17 protein-coding genes and 1 tRNA gene are annotated in these 20740 nt (G+C 69.6%); 5 read left to right on the plus strand and 13 right to left on the minus strand.

All coding sequences use genetic code 11. The annotated features are described in order from the left end of the window. Nucleotides 1-172: 172 nt before the first annotated feature. Nucleotides 173-1552 (minus strand): cystathionine beta-synthase, encoded by a 1380-nt coding sequence (locus tag D456_RS0113460; RefSeq protein ID WP_017576707.1) that lies wholly within the window; start codon nucleotides 1550-1552, stop codon nucleotides 173-175. Nucleotides 1553-2047: 495 nt separating this feature from the next. Here D456_RS0113460 and D456_RS0113465 point away from each other — a divergent pair, with 495 nt between their 5' ends. Beyond that, entirely contained in the window at nucleotides 2048-3268 is a 1221-nt protein-coding gene (locus D456_RS0113465) for an acetyl-CoA C-acetyltransferase (RefSeq protein ID WP_017576708.1), read from the plus strand. A gap of 187 nt (nucleotides 3269-3455) precedes the next feature. Beyond that, nucleotides 3456-3707: a DUF4287 domain-containing protein gene (locus tag D456_RS0113470; protein ID WP_017576709.1), complete on the plus strand. Its 252-nt coding sequence runs from the start codon at nucleotides 3456-3458 to the stop codon at nucleotides 3705-3707. A gap of 102 nt (nucleotides 3708-3809) precedes the next feature. Here the strand turns inward: D456_RS0113470 and D456_RS0113475 are convergent, their stop codons facing one another. From D456_RS0113475 to pruA, 3 genes are all read right to left on the minus strand, one after another. Further along, entirely contained in the window at nucleotides 3810-4691 is an 882-nt protein-coding gene (locus D456_RS0113475; RefSeq protein WP_026115842.1) for a Bax inhibitor-1/YccA family protein, read from the minus strand. A gap of 174 nt (nucleotides 4692-4865) precedes the next feature. After that, nucleotides 4866-5792: a proline dehydrogenase family protein gene (locus D456_RS0113480; protein WP_017576711.1), complete on the minus strand. Its 927-nt coding sequence runs from the start codon at nucleotides 5790-5792 to the stop codon at nucleotides 4866-4868. A 175-nt stretch (nucleotides 5793-5967) separates the two neighbouring features. Continuing rightward, a complete protein-coding gene (gene pruA / locus D456_RS0113485; protein ID WP_017576712.1) occupies nucleotides 5968-7596 on the minus strand; it encodes an L-glutamate gamma-semialdehyde dehydrogenase in 1629 nt (542 codons plus the stop codon). A 142-nt stretch (nucleotides 7597-7738) separates the two neighbouring features. Here pruA and D456_RS0113490 point away from each other — a divergent pair, with 142 nt between their 5' ends. Beyond that, nucleotides 7739-9565 (plus strand): helix-turn-helix domain-containing protein, encoded by a 1827-nt coding sequence (locus tag D456_RS0113490; RefSeq protein WP_017576713.1) that lies wholly within the window; start codon nucleotides 7739-7741, stop codon nucleotides 9563-9565. A 25-nt stretch (nucleotides 9566-9590) separates the two neighbouring features. On the opposite strand, the gene D456_RS0113495 is transcribed toward D456_RS0113490, so the two are convergent. The 4 genes from D456_RS0113495 to D456_RS0113510 all read right to left on the minus strand — a co-directional run bounded on the left by D456_RS0113495 (nucleotide 9591) and on the right by D456_RS0113510 (nucleotide 12996). Beyond that, nucleotides 9591-9667, minus strand: a tRNA-Leu gene (locus tag D456_RS0113495). Nucleotides 9668-9829: 162 nt separating this feature from the next. Beyond that, nucleotides 9830-11209: an NAD(P)/FAD-dependent oxidoreductase gene (locus D456_RS0113500; protein ID WP_017576714.1), complete on the minus strand. Its 1380-nt coding sequence runs from the start codon at nucleotides 11207-11209 to the stop codon at nucleotides 9830-9832. Nucleotides 11210-11446: 237 nt separating this feature from the next. Further along, nucleotides 11447-12421: a Ppx/GppA phosphatase family protein gene (locus D456_RS0113505; RefSeq protein ID WP_017576715.1), complete on the minus strand. Its 975-nt coding sequence runs from the start codon at nucleotides 12419-12421 to the stop codon at nucleotides 11447-11449. After that, a complete protein-coding gene (locus tag D456_RS0113510) occupies nucleotides 12418-12996 on the minus strand; it encodes a DUF501 domain-containing protein (protein ID WP_017576716.1) in 579 nt (192 codons plus the stop codon). Before D456_RS0113510 ends, D456_RS0113505 begins: the two co-directional genes overlap by 4 nt. Nucleotides 12997-13186: 190 nt before the next feature. On the opposite strand from D456_RS0113510, the gene D456_RS0113515 reads away from it, so the two are divergent. Next, on the plus strand, nucleotides 13187-14845 hold the full coding sequence (locus D456_RS0113515) for a catalase (protein ID WP_017576717.1): 1659 nt from the start codon (nucleotides 13187-13189) through the stop codon (nucleotides 14843-14845). 100 nt (nucleotides 14846-14945) lie between these two features. Here D456_RS0113515 and D456_RS0113520 read toward each other — a convergent pair whose 3' ends face one another. From D456_RS0113520 to D456_RS0113540, 4 genes are all read right to left on the minus strand, one after another. Next, the gene (locus D456_RS0113520) at nucleotides 14946-15404 is read right to left on the minus strand and encodes a DUF4383 domain-containing protein (protein WP_017576718.1); all 459 of its coding nucleotides are present in this window, start codon (nucleotides 15402-15404) and stop codon (nucleotides 14946-14948) included. Nucleotides 15405-15567: 163 nt separating this feature from the next. After that, nucleotides 15568-16113: an FtsB family cell division protein gene (locus D456_RS0113525; RefSeq protein WP_230480148.1), complete on the minus strand. Its 546-nt coding sequence runs from the start codon at nucleotides 16111-16113 to the stop codon at nucleotides 15568-15570. A gap of 9 nt (nucleotides 16114-16122) precedes the next feature. Next, nucleotides 16123-17406 (minus strand): phosphopyruvate hydratase, encoded by a 1284-nt coding sequence (gene eno / locus D456_RS0113535; RefSeq protein ID WP_026115843.1) that lies wholly within the window; start codon nucleotides 17404-17406, stop codon nucleotides 16123-16125. Nucleotides 17407-17629: 223 nt separating this feature from the next. Further along, entirely contained in the window at nucleotides 17630-18184 is a 555-nt protein-coding gene (locus tag D456_RS0113540; protein ID WP_026115844.1) for a TetR/AcrR family transcriptional regulator, read from the minus strand. A gap of 323 nt (nucleotides 18185-18507) precedes the next feature. On the opposite strand from D456_RS0113540, the gene D456_RS0113545 reads away from it, so the two are divergent. Continuing rightward, a complete protein-coding gene (locus tag D456_RS0113545; RefSeq protein ID WP_026115845.1) occupies nucleotides 18508-19947 on the plus strand; it encodes an FtsW/RodA/SpoVE family cell cycle protein in 1440 nt (479 codons plus the stop codon). 42 nt (nucleotides 19948-19989) lie between these two features. On the opposite strand, the gene D456_RS0113550 is transcribed toward D456_RS0113545, so the two are convergent. Further along, nucleotides 19990-20724: a MazG family protein gene (locus tag D456_RS0113550; protein WP_017576724.1), complete on the minus strand. Its 735-nt coding sequence runs from the start codon at nucleotides 20722-20724 to the stop codon at nucleotides 19990-19992. Nucleotides 20725-20740 lie beyond the last annotated feature (16 nt).

Here is a 20740-nt window from a genome sequence, read left to right on the forward strand (position 1 = left end):
TTAGCAGTCGTGCGTACATGCGGCGCTTTGTCCAGTTCGCCGGGAACAGGGGCCCGGCCCCGTTCGCCCCCGGGCCGCACCCCTCACCACCTGTGCGGACAGCACCCGGAACGGAAAACCCCCGCCCACGGACCGGAAAAAGGTCCACGGACGGGGGCCCGGCCCGGCCGGCTCAGGAAGAGGACATGTGCGCGAGCAGATCCTGACGGGTCAGGATCCCCAAGGGCTTCCCGTCGCGCAGCACCACGAGCGCGCCCGCGGTGCGCAGCAGGCGCGCGCACTCGCTGACCGGCTCACCCGTGCCGACCGTGGGCAGCGGACGGTGCATGTGTCCCTCGACCGGGTCGGGGAGTTGGGCACGCCCCTCGAAGAGCGAGTCGAGCACGTCGCGCTCGGCGATGGAACCGACGACCTCGGCCGCCATGACCGGGGGCTCCTCCTTCATCACCGGCAGCTGGGAGACGCCGTACTCGCGCATGATCGCCACCGCGGTGCCGACCGTCTCGTCGGGATGGGTGTGCACGAAGTCGGGCATCTGGCCGTTCTTGGCCACCAGCACGTCCCCGGCGGTGGACTCCTCGGTGTGAGCGGACAGGAACCCGTAGTCGGCCATCCACTCGTCGTTGAAGATCTTGCCGAGGTAGCCGCGCCCGCCGTCGGGCAGCAGCACGACGATCACGTCGTCGGGGTCGGCGTCCTTGGCCACCCTCAGCGCCGCTTCCACGGCCAGACCGCAGGAGCCGCCGACCAGGAGCGCCTCCTCCTTGGCCAGGCGGCGGGTCATGAGGAAGGACTCCTTGTCGCTGACCGCGATGATGTCGTCGCACACCGAGGTGTCGTAGGTACCGGGCCAGATGTCCTCACCGACGCCCTCGACCAGGTAGGGACGGCCCGAACCGCCCGAGTAGACCGAACCCTCGGGGTCGGCGCCCACGATCTTCACGCGGCCCTCGGAGGCCTCCTTGAGGTAGCGGCCGGTTCCGCTGATGGTGCCGCCGGTACCGATGCCCGCCACGAAGTGCGTCAGGCGCCCGTCGGTCTGCTCCCAGATCTCCGGCCCGGTGTCGTGGTAGTGCGACTCGGGGTTGTTCATGTTCTCGTACTGGTTCGGCTTCCAGGCGCCGGGGATCTCCGAGGCCAGGCGGTCCGAGACCGAGTAGTAGGACTCAGGGTGCTCGGGGGCCACCGTCGTCGGGCAGACCACGACCTCGGCGCCGTAGGCCCGCAGCACCGAGAGCTTGTCCGGACCGACCTTGTCGGGGCACACGAACACGCACCGGTAGCCCTTCTCCTGGGCGATCATCGCCAGACCGATCCCGGTGTTGCCCGATGTGGGCTCCACGATGGTCCCTCCGGGCTTGAGGGCCCCGCTCTTCTCGGCCGCCTCGACCATGCGCAGGGCGATCCGGTCCTTGACCGAACCACCGGGGTTGAAGTACTCGATCTTGGCCAGGATCGTCGGTGCGTTCGGCCCCAGGGCCTCGGTGATCTTCTTCAGGCGGACGAGCGGGGTGTTCCCCACCATGTCGATCAGTGAGTCGTGTACCCGCACTTGGCTGCTCCCTCGCGTCGTTGCGTCGTGGCGACCGGGTCATCGGTCCGCCGTCCGGCCGGTGCACGAGCACCCGCCACGGGCCGGTCCGGCCCACCCCTCAGAACTCTAGACGAGCGTTCCCGGAACCGGTCCCACCGGTGAGCAGGCAAACGGGAGGCACACGGCCGAGCCCTCCGGCTCCCCGGACCGCGCCCGCCGACCGGACCATGACGTGACCGGATCGTTCACCGACGGTGACACCGGCGGGGCCGGTCCGCCGCCGACACCCCGGGAAGGAGCACCCCTGCGAGGAGGCCGGCGGGGCGCGCCCACCGCCCCGCCGCAGTCCCGGAGCGCGTCCGCCGAGGACGCGCCCAGTCGGACCCCGGGTGGCGCGGGACGGAGCAGGACCGATTAACTGGTGAGTAACAAGTCATGTCCGGGGCCGGGGGCACCACCGCACAGGCGCCGTCCCCGCCCCGCACCACGGCACCACCACAGAGGACGAAGAACATGCCCGAAGCAGTCATCGTCGCCACAGCGCGTTCCCCGATCGGCCGTGCCTTCAAGGGTTCCCTCAAGGACATGCGCCCCGACGACCTGACCACCCAGGTGATCGGCGCCGCGCTGGCCAAGGTCCCCGAGCTCGACCCCGAGAACATCGACGACCTCATGCTCGGGTGCGGTCTGCCCGGTGGTGAGCAGGGCTTCAACATGGCCCGTATCATCGCCGTCCAGCTGGGTCTGGACTCCGTTCCGGGCACCACCGTCACCCGCTACTGCTCCTCGTCGCTGCAGACCACCCGTATGGCCTACCACGCCATCAAGGCGGGCGAGGGCGACGTGTTCGTCTCCGCGGGTGTGGAGACCGTGAGCCGCTTCGCCCACGGCAGCAGCGACAACCCCCAGAACGAGAACCCGGCGTTCGACGAGGCCAAGGCCCGTACCGCCGAGCGTGCCGAGGGCGGGGCCCAGTCCTGGACCGACCCGCGCCAGGACGGCAAGCTGCCCGACGCCTACATCGCGATGGGCCAGACCGCGGAGAACGTCGTCCAGCTCACCGGGGTCTCCCGCGAGCGCCAGGACGAGTTCGCCGTCCGTTCGCAGAACCTCGCCGAGAAGTCCCTGGACAACGGTTTCTGGGAGCGTGAGATCACCCCGATCACGCTGCCCGACGGCTCCGTGGCCTCCACCGACGACGGCATCCGCCGCGGCACGACCTACGAGAAGGTCTCCCAGTTGCAGCCGGTGTTCCGCCCCGACGGCACCATCACCGCCGGCAACGCCTGCCCGCTCAACGACGGCGCCTCCGCGCTGGTCATCATGAGCGACACCAAGGCCAAGCAGCTCGGTCTGACCCCGCTGGCGCGCATCGTCTCCACCGGCGTGACCGGCCTGAGCCCGGAGATCATGGGCCTGGGCCCGGTCGAGGCCTCCAAGCAGGCCCTGGCCCGCGCCAACATGTCCATCGACGACATCGACCTGGTCGAGCTCAACGAGGCCTTCGCCGCGCAGGTGCTGCCCTCCGCCGACCAGCTCGGTGTGGACATCGACTCGAAGCTCAACGTCAACGGCGGCGCCATCGCGGTGGGACACCCGTTCGGCAGCACCGGTGCCCGCATCACCGGTACTCTGCTCAACGGTCTCCAGTTCCACGACAAGACGTTCGGTCTGGAGACCATGTGCGTGGGCGGCGGCCAGGGCATGGCAGCGGTCTTCGAGCGGCTCAACTGATCCCGGCCTTCCCACACGGACGTGCGGCTCGGGGCCGTCTCACTGCCATTTCCGCACATACCGGGGTGAAGCAACACCTTCCACCCCTTGTTGCGGTAAAAGCTGGTGACCAGCTCTTGTCCGAACCGTGATCCTGAGGCAAAGTCGCAGGTACGTGCATGATCTCTACGCACTGCCGGAGGTGCCTATGCCGGGAACCCACTCGCCGGAGATCCACGCCAAACTCGTCGAACGTATCCCGACCGTCACCGGGCGCGGACTCCACGAGTGGTTCGCAGCACTCGACCGCGGCCCGGGTCTGGTCAAACGCTCGGACCGGGCCCACTGGCTCGCGGACGAGTACGAGCTGCCCCACTGGTACGCACAGGCCATCGTCACCGAGCACGACCGCAGGCGGCGCAACAGGTCCATTCCCGCCCCACGGCCCCGGGGCGCCTGAGCCACCGGCCGCACAGCCGCACGAGAAGGGGCCACGCCCCGGGCCGGTGCCCGGGGCGTGGCCCCTTCGGCGTGTGCGGGGCGGACGCCCCTCGCACACCGGTTACTCGTCGACCATCATCTTGATCATCCACAGGAGGCGGAGGATCTCGATGTAGAGCCAGACGAGGGAGACGGTCAGGCCGAAGGCGAACTGCCAGGCGAACTGGTTGGGCACGCCCGCCTGGATGCCCTCCTCGATCCCGCGGAACTCGATGGCCAGTGTCAGGGCCGCGATGACCACGAACACCAGGCCGATACCCAGGCCCAGCAGGCTCGGCTCCCGCAGCCCGATGCCGCCGGGGATGAAGAAGCTGACGAGGAAGTTGACCAGGATCAACGCACCGGCGGCCAGTGCTGCGTAGGTGACGGCCTTCACGAAACCGTCGGTGACCTTGATGATCCGGAACTTGTACAGGGCCAGCATCACCGCGAACACCGCGACGGTCGCCACGACCGCCTGCGTGATGAGCGTGGTGTCGCCACCGGGCGCCAGGGAATGCGCGAGGATCGCGGAGAGACCACCGACCACGAGACCCTCGAGGGCGGAGTAGGCCAGGATCGCGACCGGGCTGGTCATGTTCTTGAACGCGATGACCAGACCGAGGACCAGACCGCCCAGTGCGCCGACCAGCGTCAGGCCCACGGCCAGGCCGGGGCTGGCCGTGAATGTGAAGTAGTTCACAACAGCCAGCAGGATCACGACGCCCAGCGACATGCCCGTGCGAACGACCACGTCGTCGATCGTCATGGGAGCGCTACCGGCCTGCGGGGGCGCGGCCGGGTACCCCTGCTGGGGGTAGCCCTGCTGGGGGTAGCCCTGCTGGGGAGAGGGCGGACCGTAACCGGGCTGGCCGTAACCCTGCTGATAACCGGCCCCCGGAGCCTGCCCGGCGTGCTGCTCGAGCGCCCGCTTCACGGCGGGGTTGGAACTGCGCATTCGCATGTTCGTTTCAGGCCTTTCCTGCGTGGATTGGTGCCCACAAATTAACGCACGGGCCCTCTCCCGAGTTCCTGGGCCCGGGTCACCATCGGGACACGTGTCGGAGACCGGTCCGTGCACAACGGCGCACCGGGCCGGGACCGGCGGCACCCGGGGCGCGTCCAGGGTGCGCGCGTCTCAGTTGCGCGTGATCAGCGAGCGCGCCAGGAAGAGCATGTTCGCGGGACGCTCGGCCAGGCGCCGCATGTAGTACCCGAACCACTCGGTCCCGTAAGGCACGTACACCCGCATCGTCCGGCCCTCGGCGGCCAGGCGGGTCTGTTCCTTCTCCCGGATCCCGAAGAGCATCTGGTACTCGTGGTCGTCTGCGGAGCGGCCCGCGGCGGCGGCCAGTTCACCGGCGATGGCGACCATACGGGGGTCGTGCGAGGCCACCATGGGATAACCCTCGCCCTCCATGAGGACACGCAGCGCCCGCACGTAGGCCCGGTCGACCTCGTGCTTGTCGCGGTAGGCCACCGAGGCCGGTTCGTCGTAGGCGCCCTTGCACAGGCGCACCCGGGAACCGGCGTTGCTCAGATCGCGGCAGTCGGCCTCGGTCCGGTGGAGATAGGCCTGCAGGACCGCGCCCACGAACGGGAAGTCCGCACGCAGCTCACGCAGGATCCCCAACGTGGAATCGACCGTGGTGTGGTCCTCCATGTCGAGGGTCACCGTGGTGCCCACCGCCTTGGCTGCCTCGGCGATGCGCCGGGCGTTGTCCAGGGCGATCTGCTCGCCGTCGCCGTCGAGGAACTGGCCGACCGCCGACAGTTTGACCGAGACCTCCACGCGCGGGGCCAGACCGGCCTCGCCCAGCGCGGCGAGCAGCCCCTCGTAGGCGTTGACGGTCGCAGCGGCCTGGGCCCGGTCGGTGGTGTCCTCACCCAGGAAGTCCAGGGTGACGTGCCGGTCCGTGGTCACCTCGGCCACGGTCGGAAGAGCGCTCTGCAGGTCGGCACCGGCCACGAAGCGGTCGACCATCGCGCGGGTCACGGGAGTGCGCTCGACGACGTTCCGTGCGGTCCGGGAGCGGGCGGCGAGCAGCAGGGGTTTACGAAGCATGGTGTCCTCGAGGAAGACGTGCGCGAGCCGATGGGCCGACGCGGCCGGCGGGGCGGCGGTGCAGAGCCGCCCCGGTGGGTTCCTGCGGGGTGCCGGGCGGACGCGGGCCGGGGCCGCGCGTCCGCACGGATACGGCACCCCCTCAGGACGGCGGAGGGGGCGCCGGAACGGAGCCCTAGGACTCCTGGTGCGGGTAGGAGGACCTCGTCGGGGCGACGAAGGTCTCCTTCACCGAACGCGGGCTGGACCAGCGCGCCAGGTTCTGCGCCGAGCCGGCCTTGTCGTTGGTACCGGAGGCCCGGGCACCGCCGAAGGGCTGCTGTCCGACGATGGAGCCGGTCGGCCGGTCGTTGATGTAGAAGTTGCCGGCCGTGAAACGCAGTGCCTCCTCGGCCTTGGCCACGGCACCGCGGTCGCGGGCGATGACGGCACCGGTCAGGGCGTAGGCCGAGCCCTGGTCGACGGTCCCGAGGATCTCCTCGTACTCGGTGTCCTCGAAGACGTGCACGGCCACGATCGGCCCGAAGTACTCGGTCCTGAAGACGTCGTTGGAGGGATCGGTGCCCTCGATGACGGTCGGGCGCACGAAGTAACCGACGGAGTCGTCGACGGTACCGCCGGCGATGATCTTCAGGGTCGGGTCGGCCTCGGCCTCCTCCAGGACCCGGCTGAGCTTGTCGAAGGAGCGACGGTCGATGACGGCACCGATGAAGTTCGACAGGTCCGAGACATCGCCCATGGTCAGGGCCTCGGTCTCGGCGACCAGGTCGTCGCGCATCCGCTCCCACACCGAGCGGGCGACGAAGACCCGCGAGGCGGCCGAGCACTTCTGGCCCTGGTACTCGAAGGCGCCGCGCACGATCGCGGTGCGCACGACCTCCGGATCGGCCGACGAATGGGCGACGATGAAGTCCTTGCCGCCGGTCTCACCGACGATGCGCGGGTAGGAGCGGTAGGAAGCGATGTTCTCGCCCACGCTCTTCCACAGGTGCTGGAACGTGCCGGTGGAACCGGTGAAGTGCACACCGGCCAGCTCGGGGTCGTTCAGCGCGATGTCGGAGACGGCGCGCCCGTCACCGGTGACCATGTTGATGACACCGGGCGGCATACCGGCCTCCTCCAGCAGACGCATGGTCAGCTCGGCGGCGAACTGCTGCGTCGGGGAGGGCTTCCAGACCACGACGTTGCCCATCAGGGCGGGCGCGGTCGGCAGGTTTCCGGCGATCGCGGTGAAGTTGAACGGGGTGACCGCGTAGACGAAACCCTCGAGCGGTCGCTGCTCCATGCGGTTCCACACGCCCTTGACGCTCAGCGGCTGCTGCGAGATCAGCTCACGGGCGTAGGAGACGTTGAAGCGCCAGAAGTCGATGAGCTCACAGGCGGCATCGATCTCGGCCTGCTGGATCGTCTTGGACTGGCCGAGCATCGTGGCGGCGTTGATGGTCGCGCGCCAGGGGCCCGACAGGAGCTCGGCGGCGCGCAGGAGGATCGCTGCGCGGTCGTCGAAGGACATCGCGCGCCAGGCAGGGGCGGCCTTCTTGGCGGCGGCGACGGCGTCGCGCGCGTCGTCGTGGGTGGCGTTGCGCATGGTGCCCAGGACGTGGGCGTGTTTGTGCGGCTGCACCACGTCGATGGGCTCGCCGCCGCCCATCCGGCTCTTCCCGTCGATGCGCAGAGGCAGGTCGATGCTCTCCCGGGCGAGCTCGGACAGCGTGGCCTCGAGCTCTGAGCGCTCGGGGCTGCCGGGCGCGTAGGAGAGGACGGGCTCGTTCACCGGCACGGGCACGTTGGTCACGGCGTCCATGGGCACCTCCCTGAAGGTTGTCCCTGTGACTCACAGGGGGTTCGATCCACCGTCAGAATCCCAGAACCCGGACCTCGAAGCCTTGTGGGCCGAGCCATTCTTCTCCGCACTTCTTTGTTCTGTAGGACAAAATGGAACGACCATGAGCAATAACGACCCGACACCGGCCCCTGCCGGGCACCGGCCGAACGGCAGCCACAGCAGCCCCACTCTCCCCGGCACCCCGGCCGACCACAACGGGGCCACGCCCGAACCCCACCCCGGTCTGCCCCTGCGCCGCCTCCTGGTCTCCCTGGGTGATCCCGTCGTGGACGTGGCCGCCGCGCCCCACGGCCTCGATGTGCAGGTGGACAACGTCGTCATCGTCGACCCCGAGGACCGTGTCGAGTCGCGCCCCGGCGACCTCGCGCTCCTCATCGGCGCACGGGGCGGCGCGGCCCGCAGGCTCGTGCGCGCTCTGGCCGAACAGGGCGCCACCGCGGTCACGGTCAAGGTCAGTGGTGCCGACGAGGAGGTCCTGCCTGCCCCTCCGGGCGGACGCAGCCGGCGAGCCGGCGGTGACGAACTGCAGGCCCTGCGCACGGAAGCGGAGGAGGCCGGGGTCGCACTGCTCTCGGTACGTTCCGAGGTGCGCTGGGACCAGCTGCAGTCGGTGTGCCGCAGCATCATCGACGCACGCCTGGCCAGCACCGACGACCTCGCCGAGTCCAGCGGCGACCTCTTCTCCATGGCACAGACCATCGCCCGGCTCACCGGCGGCCTGGTCAGTATCGAGGACTCCGCGAGCCGGGTCCTGGCCTATTCCAGCGGCGCCGAGGTCGACGAACTGCGCCGCCTGTCGGTCCTGGGACGGCGGGGCCCGGAGTCCTACCTGGCGATGTTGCGTGAATGGGGGGTCTTCGCCCGGCTGCGGTCCGGCGAGGAGGTCGTACGGATCGACGAACATCCCGAGTTCGGGCTCCGGCGCCGCCTCGCGGTCGGCATCCACGCGGGCAACCAGCCCCTGGGCACCATCTGGGTGCAGGAGGGGGACCAACCACTGACCGAACGCGCGGAAGAGGCCCTGCTCGGCGCGGCCCGCACCACGGCGCTGCAGATGATCCGGCAGCGCACCCGCACCAGCGCGGGGCTCCGCCTGCGCGAGGACCTGCTCTCGAGCCTGTTGGAGGGACGTATCGACGCGAGCGCGCTGGCCGACACCGTCGAGGTGCGCTCCGACCGCGGTGCCCTCGTGGTCGCCTTCTCCCCCACCCCCGCCGCGTCGGCGGAGGACTCTGCTCAGGAGCGCCCCGACCGGCCCGAACGGGAACTGCGCCGCCGCCGGCTCATCGACCTGGTCTCGGTGCACACGGCTGCTTACCGGCGCAGCTCCCTGGTCACCGAGTTGGAGGGGCGGGTCTACGTGCTGCTGCCCGACCTCGTGCCGGGCCGGGAAGGGCGGCGCGGCACGGAGCATTCCGTGCTGTCGCTGACCCGCAAGACGGTCGCCGCCGCCCGTTCGGCCCTGGACCTGGAGGTGCAGGCCGCCATCGGTTCGCTGGTCGACCGGTTGTCCGAGGTGCCCGACTCCCGCGCCGAGGCGGACCGGGTCCTGGACGCCATGCGCCGCGACCTGGACCGCGACACCGACTGGGAAGTGGCCACCATCTCCGACGTGCGTTCGCGTGTACTCATCAGCGAGACCCTGGCACGTCTGCGGGAGGACCCCTCGCTGCGCGACCCGAGGGTGGAGCGGCTCCTGGAGTACGACCGGGCCGGGGGCGCGGACCTTGTGCACTCGCTGCTGACCTATCTGGAGGCGTTCGGGGACGCGCGGGCAGCGGCCGAACGGCTGCACATCCATCCCAACACCCTGCGCTACCGGGTGCGCCGCGCAGCGACGGTCAGCGGCATCGATCTGGGCGACCCGGGAGAACGCCTGTTCACACAGTTGCAGCTGCTGATGGAACAGCAGTCCCCGGAAGGTTGAGGTCCCGGCGCTCCGGGACCGGTCGTGGTACCCCCGGTCGGATTCGAACCGACACTTGTGACCCTTTTAGGGGGCCTGCCTCTACCGTTGGGCTACGAGGGCGGACCCATCCTACCGGCCGGGAGGATGACCCACTTTGACGCGCCTTGGCCGGAAGGGGCCACAAGAGGTCCGGCCCTCCCGCGGGAGGGCCGGACCTCTTGTGGCGACGGTGGTCCGCGTTGCACACGGACCCGCGCGTGGCGCCGGGGAGGGGTTCCCGGTTCAGCTGGCGCGGCGCAGCAGGTGCCCGTCCTCGACCTGCGGGTGGGCGGCCTCCTCGAACGCCTGGCGCGGCTCGGACATGTCGGGCAGAGCGGCGATCTCCCGGCGCAGGAACAGCCCCAGGGTCCAGTCCGCCAGCACCCGCAGCTTGCGGTTGAAGGTCGGAACGGCCATGAGGTGGTAGCTGCGGTGGGCGTACCAGGCCAGACGCCCGGTCAGCTTGATCTTGCCCATGAGCTGGGCGGCGCCCTTGTGCATACCCAGGCCGGCGACCGCACCGAGGTTCTTGTGCTTGTAGGCGGTCATCCCACCCCCACGCAGGGCCGCGATGACGTTGTCGGCCAGCACGGGGGCCATCCGCACGGCATTCTGTGCGTTGGGCGGGTAGAAGCCGCCCTCTCCGTCGGGCACCTGGGCGTTGTCGCCGCCCGCGAAAGCGTTCTCGACACCGTTCACGGTCAGGTACTCGCTGGTGTCGACGTGGCCCTTGGGCCCCAGCGGCAGGTCGCTGGCCGCCACGACGGGGCTGGGCTTGACGCCGGCGGTCCACACCAGGGTGGCCGAGTCGAACTCGGTGCCGTCACTCAGCTTGATGTGCTGGTCGGTGGCCGACTCCAGGAAGGTGTTGAGCCGCACGTCGATGTCGCGGCGGCGCATCTGGTTGAGGGCTTTCTCCCCGACCTCGGGACCGACCTCGGGCAGGACCTTGTCGGCGGCCTCGATGAGGTAGAACTGCACCTCGTCCTGGTCGATGGTCGGGTGCACCCGTACGGCGTCGCGGACCATGTCCTCGAGCTCGGTGACGGCTTCGGCCCCGGCGAAACCGCCCCCCACGAACACGAAGTTCAGCGCCTTGCGGCGGGTCACGGGGTCGCTGGTGGAGTCGGCGATGGTGAGCTGGTTGAGGACGTGGTTGCGCAGGTACGCGGCTTCCTCGACCGTCTTGATGCCGATGCCCCACTCGGCGAGCCCGGGGATCGGCAGGGTACGCGAGACGGCACCCGCGGCCATGACCAGGTGGTCGTAGTGGAGGGTCTCGGACTCGCCCGCGTTCGGCTCGTAGCGCACGCGGCGCTCGGCGTGGTCGATGCGGACCACGCGTCCGCCGAGCACGCGTACGCGGTCGAAGGCCTTGCGCAGCGGCACGACCACGTTGCGCGGGGAGATGCTGCCTGCCGCGGCCTCCGGGAGGAAGGGCTGGTAGGTCATGTAGGCGTTGGGGTCGACGACGGTGATCCTGGCCTCGCCCGCACCGAGCTTCTTCTCCAACCGCCTCGCGGTGTACAACCCGAGGTAGCCGCCACCGACGACGAGGACGTGCGGGATCTCCGTGTCGTCCCCTCCGCCGTGTACCAGCCGGTAGTTCCTGCTCTCGGTCATCGCATATCGCCCTAACGGTTTCCTCGGTCGCCCGGTCAATGACTGCTTGTGCATTCTTTCACAAGCATCTACCGGCAGAGAAGGTTCACAAGGGATCACCTTTCGACCATCTCTGGACCGTAGCTTCTGATGTTTTCGCAGATCACAGTGGTTGTGAATGCCTTCACAAGGGTCTGGCGAGGTGATGCGTCTCACCCGTAGGTCCCTTGAAGGCCCCCTGAAAGACCCTTGTGGGGTTCAGGGAACGAGGCTCCAGGCGACCCCGTCGAGGATGTCCTGCTCACTCGCGGTGAAGTGGTCCGCGCCCGTGCGGGCCACCACCCTGGACAGAACCAGGGCACCCGCCCCGATCACATCCACACGGCCCGGGTGCATGACCCCGATCGCGGCCCGCTCCTCGTGCGTGGAGCGCAGCAGCTCAGCGCTGATGCGCTCCAGGTCCGCCACCCCGACACGGGTGTGGTGGATACGCTCGGAGTCGTACTCGGGCAGGTCCGCGGCGATCCCGGCGACCGTGGTCGCCGTCCCGGCCACACACACCACCGAACCGGACTCACGCAACGGCACGGTGCGCTCGACCTCGTCCAGGACCGCCTCGATGTCGGCGGTGGCCTCCTCGATCTGCTCCCGCGTGGGCGGATCGTCGTGCAGGTGTCGCTCGGCCATACGCACACAACCCATGTCCACCGACAGCGACGCACGGATCAGTTCGTCCTGTTCCGCGTCGGCGCCCAGCACGAACTCGGTGGAACCGCCGCCGATGTCCACGACCAGGAACGGGGACGGGTGTCCCCCCTGTCCGTCCTCGACGTCGAACTCGGCGGTGGCCCCCACGAAGGACAGCTCCGCCTCGTCCAGACCGGTGACCACCTCGGGCTCCACGCCCAGGATCCCGAGCACACCCTCCACGAACTCGTCGCGGTTGGCGGCATCACGCGTGGCGCTCGTGGCCACCATGCGCACCGTCTCGGGCCCCAGTTCGATGCCGTGGGCCCGGATCGCATCGGCGTACCCGCGCAGCGCCGTGAACGTGCGCTCCAACGCCTGGGGGGAGAAAGCCCCGGCCCTGTCCACGCCTTCGCCCAGGCGGACGATCTCCATCCGGCGGTCGAGGTCGACCACCTCGACCTCGTCACCGTCCATGTGCACGATCTCGGCGATCAGCAACCTGATCGAGTTGGTCCCGCAGTCGATCGCAGCGACCCCGCTCATGAGCCACTCCCCTCACTGGCCTCGGAGGCGTCCTCTCCCGTACACACACAGGTGCCCTTGGCCCACCACTCGGGCAGCTCCTCCAGCGCCTCGGCGCCGAAGGGGTTGGAACCCGGGACCGCGAGTTCGTGGGCGACCAGGGCGTGCAGACACTTGACCCGGTCGGGCATGCCGCCCGTGCTCTGCATCCCCTCCGGCAGAGGTTCCAGCCCGTCCACGCGCGCCTGCTCCGAGCGTTCGGCGATGTAGGCCTCGTGCGCCCCGGTGTAGGCAGCCCGCAGCTGCGGGTCCTCCCCCAGGCGCTCCTGCATGTGCCGCATCACCCCGTCGTTCTCCATCCGTCCGATGGCGGAGGCGGCGCGGGGGCACGTCAAGTAGTACAACGTCGGGAACGGGGTTCCGTCCTCCAACCGGGGCGCGGTGCGCACCACGTCCGGTAGCCCGCAGGGGCACCGGTGGGCGACCGCACGGACCCCGCGCGGGGGACGGCCGAGCTGGCGTTCGACGGCAGCGACGTCACGGGCGTCGACGGGGCCGTCCTGCGGAATGGAGGCGGGCTGATCTGCGGAAGTCATGACCGATCCAGCATAGGCCCGATGAAGGACCACCGCGGCCCCGGGCCCGGCCGGGGCCACCCGCCGGAGGAGGTCTCCGGCACACCTGTGAACAGGTCAAGAACTCCTCGAGTCGTGGGTCACACGGGGCTCTGCAGGGCAGGTGGATATCGGAAGCATTCAGAGCGACACGTCGGGGGGAACGAGTCGTATGACTGACGTATCCAGCCAGGGGTCCGCGCCCGGTGACGACCGCGAGATCCTCACCAACCGCCAGGGCCACCCCGTCTACGACAACCAGAACCAGAGGACGGTGGGCAAGCGGGGGCCCGCGACCCTGGAGAACTACCACTTCCTGGAGAAGATGAGCCACTTCGACCGGGAACGGATCCCGGAACGGGTGGTCCACGCGCGCGGGGTCACCGCCTACGGGTTCTTCGAGGCCTACGGTACGTGGGGCGACGAGCCGATCGACCGGTACACGCGCGCCAAACTCTTCCAGGAGCGCGGCAAGCGCACCGACATCGCGCTGCGCTTCTCCACGGTGATCGGGGGCCGTGACTCGTCGGAGTGCGCACGCGACCCGCGGGGGTTCGCGATCAAGTTCTACACCGAGGACGGCAACTGGGACCTGGTGGGCAACAACCTCGCGGTCTTCTTCATCCGCGACGCCATCAAGTTCCCCGACGTGATCCACTCCCTGAAGCCGGACCCGGTGACCTTCCACCAGGAACCGAACCGGATCTTCGACTTCATGTCGCAGAGCCCCGAGAGCCTGCACATGCTGGTCAACCTCTTCAGTCCCCGCGGCATCCCCAGCGATTACCGGCACCAGCAGGGCTTCGGGGTCAACACCTACAAGTGGGTCGACCAGGCGGGCGACACGGTCCTGGTCAAGTACACCTGGATGCCCAAGCAGGGTGTACGCAGCATGACCGAGGACGACGCCGCCAACGTCCAGGCGCACGAGACCGGGCACGCCACCAAGGATCTGCACGAGGCCATCGACCGCGGCGACTACCCCGAGTGGGAACTGCTGGTGCAGATGATGAGCGACGAGGAGCACCCCGAGCTCGACTTCGACCCGCTGGACGACACCAAGACCTGGCCCGAGCAGGACTTCCCGCCCAAACCCGTGGGCAGGATCGTTCTCGACCGCAACGTGTCGAACAACTTCGCCGAGAACGAGCAGATCTCCTTCGGCACCGGCGTGCTCGTGGACGGCCTGGACTTCTCCGACGACAAGATGCTGGTCGGGCGCACCTTCTCCTACAGCGACACCCAGCGCTACCGGGTGGGCCCCAACTACCTGCAGCTGCCGGTCAACCAGGCCAAGCACAGCCCCGTGCGCACCAACCAGCGCGACGGCCTGATGACCTACTACCAGGACACCGCGGGGAAGAGCCCGCACGTCAACTACGAGCCCTCCATCACCGGCGGGCTCCGGGAGGGGCAGTACCCCACCAACGACGAACAGGGGCCGGAGATCCGGGGGCGGCTCACCCGTTCGCGTATCCCGCTCACGAACGACTACAAGCAGGCCGGCCAGCGTTTCCGGCTCATGGAACAGTGGGAGCGCGACGATCTGGTCAAGAACTTCACGAACATGCTCCTGCAGTGTGACCGGCCGATCCAGGAGCGCATGGTCTGGCACTTCCTCCTGGTCGAGGACGAACTGGGCCTGCGCGTCGGCGAAGGGCTGGGGATCGCCCCCGGCGACGTCTCCCACTTGGAGCCGTTGCAGAGCCAGGACCCGACCGACGAGGACCGCGAACGCATGGGCCGTCTGGGGGAGAACGGCCCCCGGGACGTGTCGGGCCTGGAGATGACCCACTGTGTGCCCAACGAGCGGTACGTGGCCGAACGCTGACGACCGACCGTGGCCATGAGGGGCTCGGACCGAGAAAACGGGCGGGCCCCGGCCTCTCCGGAACGGAGGCCGGGGCCCGCCCGTGTGGCGGCCCGGTGCGTCAGCGCCGTGCGCCGACGCCGCGGGGAAGAAGGAGTCCGAGCGCGATCATGCCCACGCCCAAGACGAAATGGAGCCAGTTGTCCGCCGTGTTCAGCGGCACGAAGTTCGCAGCGCTGTCCAGGTCGATGACCAGCCCGTACAACCACAGAACGAGATAGATCACACCACCGCCGATGAGGAAGATCCTGGCCGCCATGGTGGTGGCCGACATGGCGATCCCCGCCACGCCGAAGGCCAGGTGGACCAGGTTGTGCAGCACCGAGACCTGGAAGAGGCCGAGGAGCTCGGCCTCCGACTGGTGGCCGGCGAACTTCATCTGGTCGAAGTCGGTCGTCACCCCCGGGATGAACCCCATCAGGCCCACCAACAAGAAGACGACCCCGACGACGAGGGCCCCGAGCCGAAGCGGATTCCCGGTCAGACCAGTCGCGGTTCGGCCCGGTCGCTGTTCGGACATGGTTCTTCCTTCACCGTGGTCACGTACGTTTTCTCCACCCAAGGGAAAACGCTCTGTCACGGACCAGCTACCCAGTGAAATGGACCCTCATGTCTTCCCCGGCACGACAGCGCCCGGAGCCGGCCTGCACGAGCGCAGGACGGGGGCATCCGTACCGCTCCGGTCAGCGGTCATGGCCGCTGTGCGGGTCGTCGGCCTCCTCCACCGAATCCCACAGGGCCGAGAACCACGGCTCCTCCGACTCGTCCTCCTCCTCGGCGTCGGACTCGTCCTCGGGCCGGACCACGATGTAGGCGGTCTCCTCCGGGTACTGGTAATGCAGCCGTGTGCGCGCCTCACGCTCGACGTACTCGTCCTCGGAGAGTTCCTCGGCCCGCTCCTCCAGGTGGGCGATGCTGCCCTCCATCTGCTCACGCTCCTCCTGGAGCTGAGCCACGTGGGCACGCTGCGCCACGTACTCGCGCAGCGGATAGGCCAGGGTCAGCGCGATTCCGCACACCACCACGGCCAGGATCGCCGCACGGCTGGTGAGCATGGGCCGCACCCGCTGCCGGGTGCGGCCCGTGCTCCTGCTCACGGGTCCCGTCTTGCTGCCCCCGGGCGAGCGCGCGGCGCCGACCCCGGCGCCCGCCTTGCCCGCTCCGTTACGCTCGGCGGACTTGGCGTTCTTCTTGCCCTTTGCTGGGGACTGCTTGGATTCGCGGGACACTGGGGCAGACTAGCTGCGCCCGCGGAACCTCGGGAAGGCCGACACGCCCGCGTACACCGCGGCTTCGGCGAGCTCCTGCTCGATACGCAGCAACTGGTTGTACTTGGCCACACGCTCACTGCGCGCGGGGGCACCCGCCTTGATCTGGCCGGCGTTGGTGGCCACGGCGATGTCGGCGATCGTGGTGTCCTCGGTCTCACCGGAACGGTGGCTGATCATCGCCGTGTAACCGCTGCGCTGAGCCAGGGCGACGGCCTCCAAGGTCTCGGTGAGGGTGCCGATCTGATTGACCTTCACCAACAGCGAGTTCGCCGTGTCGGCGTCGACCCCGCGCTGGAGCCGCTCCGGGTTGGTGACGAACAGGTCATCACCCACGAGCTGGACCTTGCTGCCGAGCTCGGCGGTGAGGGTCTTCCACCCCTCCCAGTCCTCCTCGTCGAGCGGGTCCTCGATGGAGACCAGCGGGTAGGCCTCGACCAGCTCGGTGTAGTAGGCCGCCATGTCCTCGGCCGAACGCTCGCGCCCCTCGAACGTGTAGACACCGTTGGAGAACAGCTCCGTGGCGGCCACGTCCAGGGCCAGTGCGACGTCGCTGCCCGGGGTGTAGCCGGCCTTCTCGATGGCCTCGACGATCAGGTCCAGGGCCGCACGGTTGTTGTCCAGGTTCGGGGCGAAACCGCCCTCGTCCCCCACACCCGTGCCCAGGCCGTACGACTTCAGGACCTTCTTCAGGGAGTGGTAGACCTCGGTGCCCCAACGCAGCGCCTCGGCGAAGGTCGGGGCGCCGATCGGCGCGACCATGAACTCCTGGATGTCGACGTTGCTGTCGGCGTGCGCACCACCGTTGAGGATGTTCATCATCGGGACCGGGAGCACGTGCGCGTTCGGGCCGCCCATGTAGCGGAACAGCGAGAGCCCCGTCTCGGCAGCGGCCGCCTTGGCAACCGCCAGGGAAGCTCCCAGGATCGCGTTCGCACCCAGGCGCGACTTCTCCGGGGTGCCGTCCAGGTCGATGAGCGCACGATCGATGATGCGCTGCTCGTCCGAGTCGTGGCCCGACAGCTCGCCGGCGATCTCGTCATTGACCGCAGCAACCGCCTTGGCCACGCCCTTGCCGCCGTAGCGGCCGCCGCCGTCGCGCAGTTCGACCGCCTCGAACTGCCCGGTGGAGGCACCGCTGGGCACACCCGCACTCTCCAGGGTGCCGTCGTCGAGCAGGACCTCGACCTCGACTGTCGGGTTGCCCCGGGAATCGAGGATCTCCCGCGCCTGTACTGACTCGATGGACGCCACGGTCATCTCCGTCTCTTCGGTTACTGCTTGGCAGTGGGTCGGGACCCGCCGAAATCCTATTCTCCTTCGGGCCCGGACTCCGCTCCGGCCCACCCGCCACCAGCCTTCCGGCCACGGCGAACGCCCTCGGCGCGGTTCCGTACGGCCGGGCGCCGTGCAGGACGACCCCACCGGTCCGGGCTGCCGGACCGGCCCCGCGCCCCGGCAGCCCGGTGGCACGGTGTCAGTCGGCGCGGCCAGGCGCGGTACCGCTGCGCAGTGCGGCCATGGCGATCCACACCGCACGGGCCCGGTGCTGACCGGCCTCGTGGGCGGGGAGCATGACGGCGATGTCCTGGATCCCGCCGAGAGCGACGACGGCACCCATCCTGGCGGGGGTGCCCGGGGCCACCCCGATCAGGAGTGCGTCCAGGCGACGGCGCACGGAGACCACGCTCTCGATCAGCCCGGCCTCCGAGAGCGCGGTGACGTCGTTGAGCACGACCGACACCAGATCGCTGTGCCGCACGCACAGGTCGAAGTACTCGCCCAGGAGTTCCTCGGCGCCGACCCCGCCCGCGTGGCGTTCCAGGAGCCGCGCGGCCTCGGTGACCAGAGGGTTCACCAGAGCGGCGAGCAGGTCGCGTTTGGAGGGGTAGTGGTAGTAGAGCGCGGCCTTGGTGAGGCCGAGGCGTTCGGCGATCTCCCGCAGGCTGGTCCGCTCGTAACCCTGCCGCCCGAACAGCTCCATGGCCACGTCGCGGATCTCGGCCTTGGTGTCACTCTGCACTCTGGGCACGCGTCCGCCTTCCTCCTTCTCGCGAGTCACCGGTGCGACGAGTCCGGCGGCGACCGTCCACGCGATGAGCCACCCCTCGGACCGGCAACTTACTCGACGACCGGCGCATCAGCCATCCTCCGTCAGGCCCCGGGCCCGCGCGAAGGGGCGGAAGACCGGACCGCGGCCGCCGTACGGACCGTGCTCGTCCCCGGCACGCCTGATCGGCGCGCCGGGCCCGGGCGGCCTACAGTTCCCGGGAGGAGTTCCCCCCACGGACCCGGTCACGGCGGTCGCCCGAGAGCGGCCGCGGCCCACAGGCGGAGGGTGGGTACATGGCGCACATGGCTGAGCCCCGGACCGAACCGACCGCCACCGACGGCGCCCTGCCACCGGTGCCCAAGCGGGACCAGGAACTGCGCCTGCTCACAGCCTCGGTGGTCTTCATCGTCCTCACACTCGGGGCGGCCTCACTCACCGTCACCGAGGGTCTCGACCCCGCGCTCCTCACCCCCGCGCTCGTGCTCGGCGGCGCCGGGACCGCCCTCCACGTACTCCTGCGTCTCGTCGCCCCTTACGCCGATCCGATCGTCATGCCGGTGGCCCTGGCCCTCACCGGCCTGGGCCTGACCATGATCTGGGTCCTGGAGACGACCGGCCCGGACGGGCCCGACGGCACCGGGACCCAGCGGCAGCTGCTGTGGGCCGTGGCCGGAATGGTCCTGTGCGGGGCGACGGTCGCCCTCGTACGCCGGCCCCGGCGCCTGAGGCTGTACACCTACCTCATCGCCCTGAGCGCCCTCCTCCTGCTCCTGTTGCCCTTGTCGCCTCTGGGCCACGAAGTACTGGGCGCGCGCCGGTGGATCCAGGTCGCCGGGTTCACGATGCAGCCCTCGGAGTTCGCCAAGGTCCTGCTCGTGATCTTCCTCGCCTCCTACCTGGGGCGGCAACGCGAAGTGCTGGCGACCGTCTCGCGCACGGTACGGATCGGCCGGTTCAAGGTCTTCAGCGTGCCCCGGGCACGCGACCTGGCCCCCATGGCGGTGGGGTGGGGGATGGCGATCCTGTTGTTGGTCGGCACCCGCGACCTGGGCACGTCACTGCTGCTGTTCGGCACGTTCCTGGCCGTGCTCTACGCCGCCACGGCCCGCAAGTCCTGGGTCCTCATCGGACTCACGGCCTTCGCCGGAGGCGCCTACGCGGCCTACCTGGTCTTCGGGCACGTGCAGAACCGGGTGGAGATCTGGCTCGACGCGTTCGACCCGGAGGTCTACAACCGGGTCGGCGGCAGCTTCCAGGTGGTGGAGGGCATGTTCGCGCTCGCCGAGGGCGGCGTCTTCGGGACCGGGTTCAACGACGGGTTCGCGCAGGAGATCTTCGCCGCCGACAGCGACCTGATCCTCGTCTCGGTCGGTGAGAAGCTCGGCGTGACCGGGCTCCTCGCGGTACTGGTGCTGCTCTTCCTGCTCGCCCAACGGGGGTTCCGGATCGCCCTGGGCGCAAAGGACACCTTCCTCAAACTCGTCGCGTTCGGCTACGCGTTCCTGCTCGCCTTCGACGTGTTCATCGTGCTCGGCGGCGCCACCCTGATCATCCCGCTCACCGGTATGACCACACCGTTCCTGTCGGCGGGCGGCTCGGCCCTGATGGCCAACTGGCTCATCATCGGGCTGTGGCTGACCATCAGCGAGAGCGCCCGCCGTCCCCAGCAGACCTTCACACTGGGCACCGCACCGGGCGACCCGGCCACCGAGGTGATCGACGTACGCGAACGCGGTCACTGACCCCGGTGCCGGTCGCGGCACCGCTGCGGTGAGGGGCCGGGATCACCCGGTCCGTGCCCAGTAGGTACGCCACTGCTCCTCGTCGAGCCCACGCGGCTCGTGGCCGTCGGCGCGCGCGGCCGCTTCGGTCCGCCGTACCCGCGAGTCGAACCGGCGGGCCGCCGCCCTCAGGTCCGTCTCGGCGTCGTTGCCCTCGGCCCGTTCGTCGGCGACCGCCGCGAACAGGCCGCCGCCCGCGCCTCCGTCGTCGGCGACCAGGTCGGCCGGGACCCCGTTGCGCACGGCTCGGCGCTGGAGCTCGTCGGCGAGCAGTACGGCCGGCTGGGCGAAAGGCACCCCGTCCAGGACCGACGTGGGCCCTCCTCCGGAGGCCTCGGCCGCGGCAGCCCGTTCGGCCGCCTTGATCGTCTCCCAGTTGGCCTTGACCGCGTCCGGGTCGGCGGCGTCGGCATCGCCGAACACGTGCGGGTGGCGGCGGGTCATCTTGTCGACGATCGCGTCGGCGACGTCGTCCACGGTGAACCGGGCCGGGTCGCCCTCGGGGCGCTCGGCGGCCACCGCGGAGTGGAAGACCACCTGGAGCAGCACGTCGCCGAGCTCCTCCGGAAGGGCCGCGTGGTCGCCCTCCTCGATGGTCTCCAAGGTCTCGTAGGCCTCCTGCACCAAGTACTTGGCCAGGGACTCGTGCGTCTGCCCGCGGTCCCAGGGGCACTCGCGGCGCAGGGTGTCCATCACCTCGACCAGGCGCAGGACACGGTGCCCGGGCACCTCACCCATGGATGCGTTCCTCCTC

The sequence above is a fragment of the Nocardiopsis kunsanensis DSM 44524 genome (genome assembly GCF_000340965.1).
Classification (GTDB): domain Bacteria; phylum Actinomycetota; class Actinomycetes; order Streptosporangiales; family Streptosporangiaceae; genus Nocardiopsis; species Nocardiopsis kunsanensis.

Coding starts and splice junctions, on each gene's coding strand:
- D456_RS0113545 (WP_026115845.1), top strand. CDS start 18,508: ATGGCTGAGCCCCGGACCGAACCGACCGCCACCGACGGCGCCCTGCCA.
- D456_RS0113475 (WP_026115842.1), bottom strand. CDS start 4,691: ATGCGAATGCGCAGTTCCAACCCCGCCGTGAAGCGGGCGCTCGAGCAG.
- D456_RS0113465 (WP_017576708.1), top strand. CDS start 2,048: ATGCCCGAAGCAGTCATCGTCGCCACAGCGCGTTCCCCGATCGGCCGT.
- D456_RS0113510 (WP_017576716.1), bottom strand. CDS start 12,996: ATGACTTCCGCAGATCAGCCCGCCTCCATTCCGCAGGACGGCCCCGTC.
- D456_RS0113505 (WP_017576715.1), bottom strand. CDS start 12,421: ATGAGCGGGGTCGCTGCGATCGACTGCGGGACCAACTCGATCAGGTTG.
- D456_RS0113480 (WP_017576711.1), bottom strand. CDS start 5,792: ATGCTTCGTAAACCCCTGCTGCTCGCCGCCCGCTCCCGGACCGCACGG.
- pruA (WP_017576712.1), bottom strand. CDS start 7,596: ATGGACGCCGTGACCAACGTGCCCGTGCCGGTGAACGAGCCCGTCCTC.
- D456_RS0113500 (WP_017576714.1), bottom strand. CDS start 11,209: ATGACCGAGAGCAGGAACTACCGGCTGGTACACGGCGGAGGGGACGAC.
- D456_RS0113490 (WP_017576713.1), top strand. CDS start 7,739: ATGAGCAATAACGACCCGACACCGGCCCCTGCCGGGCACCGGCCGAAC.
- D456_RS0113520 (WP_017576718.1), bottom strand. CDS start 15,404: ATGTCCGAACAGCGACCGGGCCGAACCGCGACTGGTCTGACCGGGAAT.
- D456_RS0113470 (WP_017576709.1), top strand. CDS start 3,456: ATGCCGGGAACCCACTCGCCGGAGATCCACGCCAAACTCGTCGAACGT.
- D456_RS0113515 (WP_017576717.1), top strand. CDS start 13,187: ATGACTGACGTATCCAGCCAGGGGTCCGCGCCCGGTGACGACCGCGAG.
- D456_RS0113550 (WP_017576724.1), bottom strand. CDS start 20,724: ATGGGTGAGGTGCCCGGGCACCGTGTCCTGCGCCTGGTCGAGGTGATG.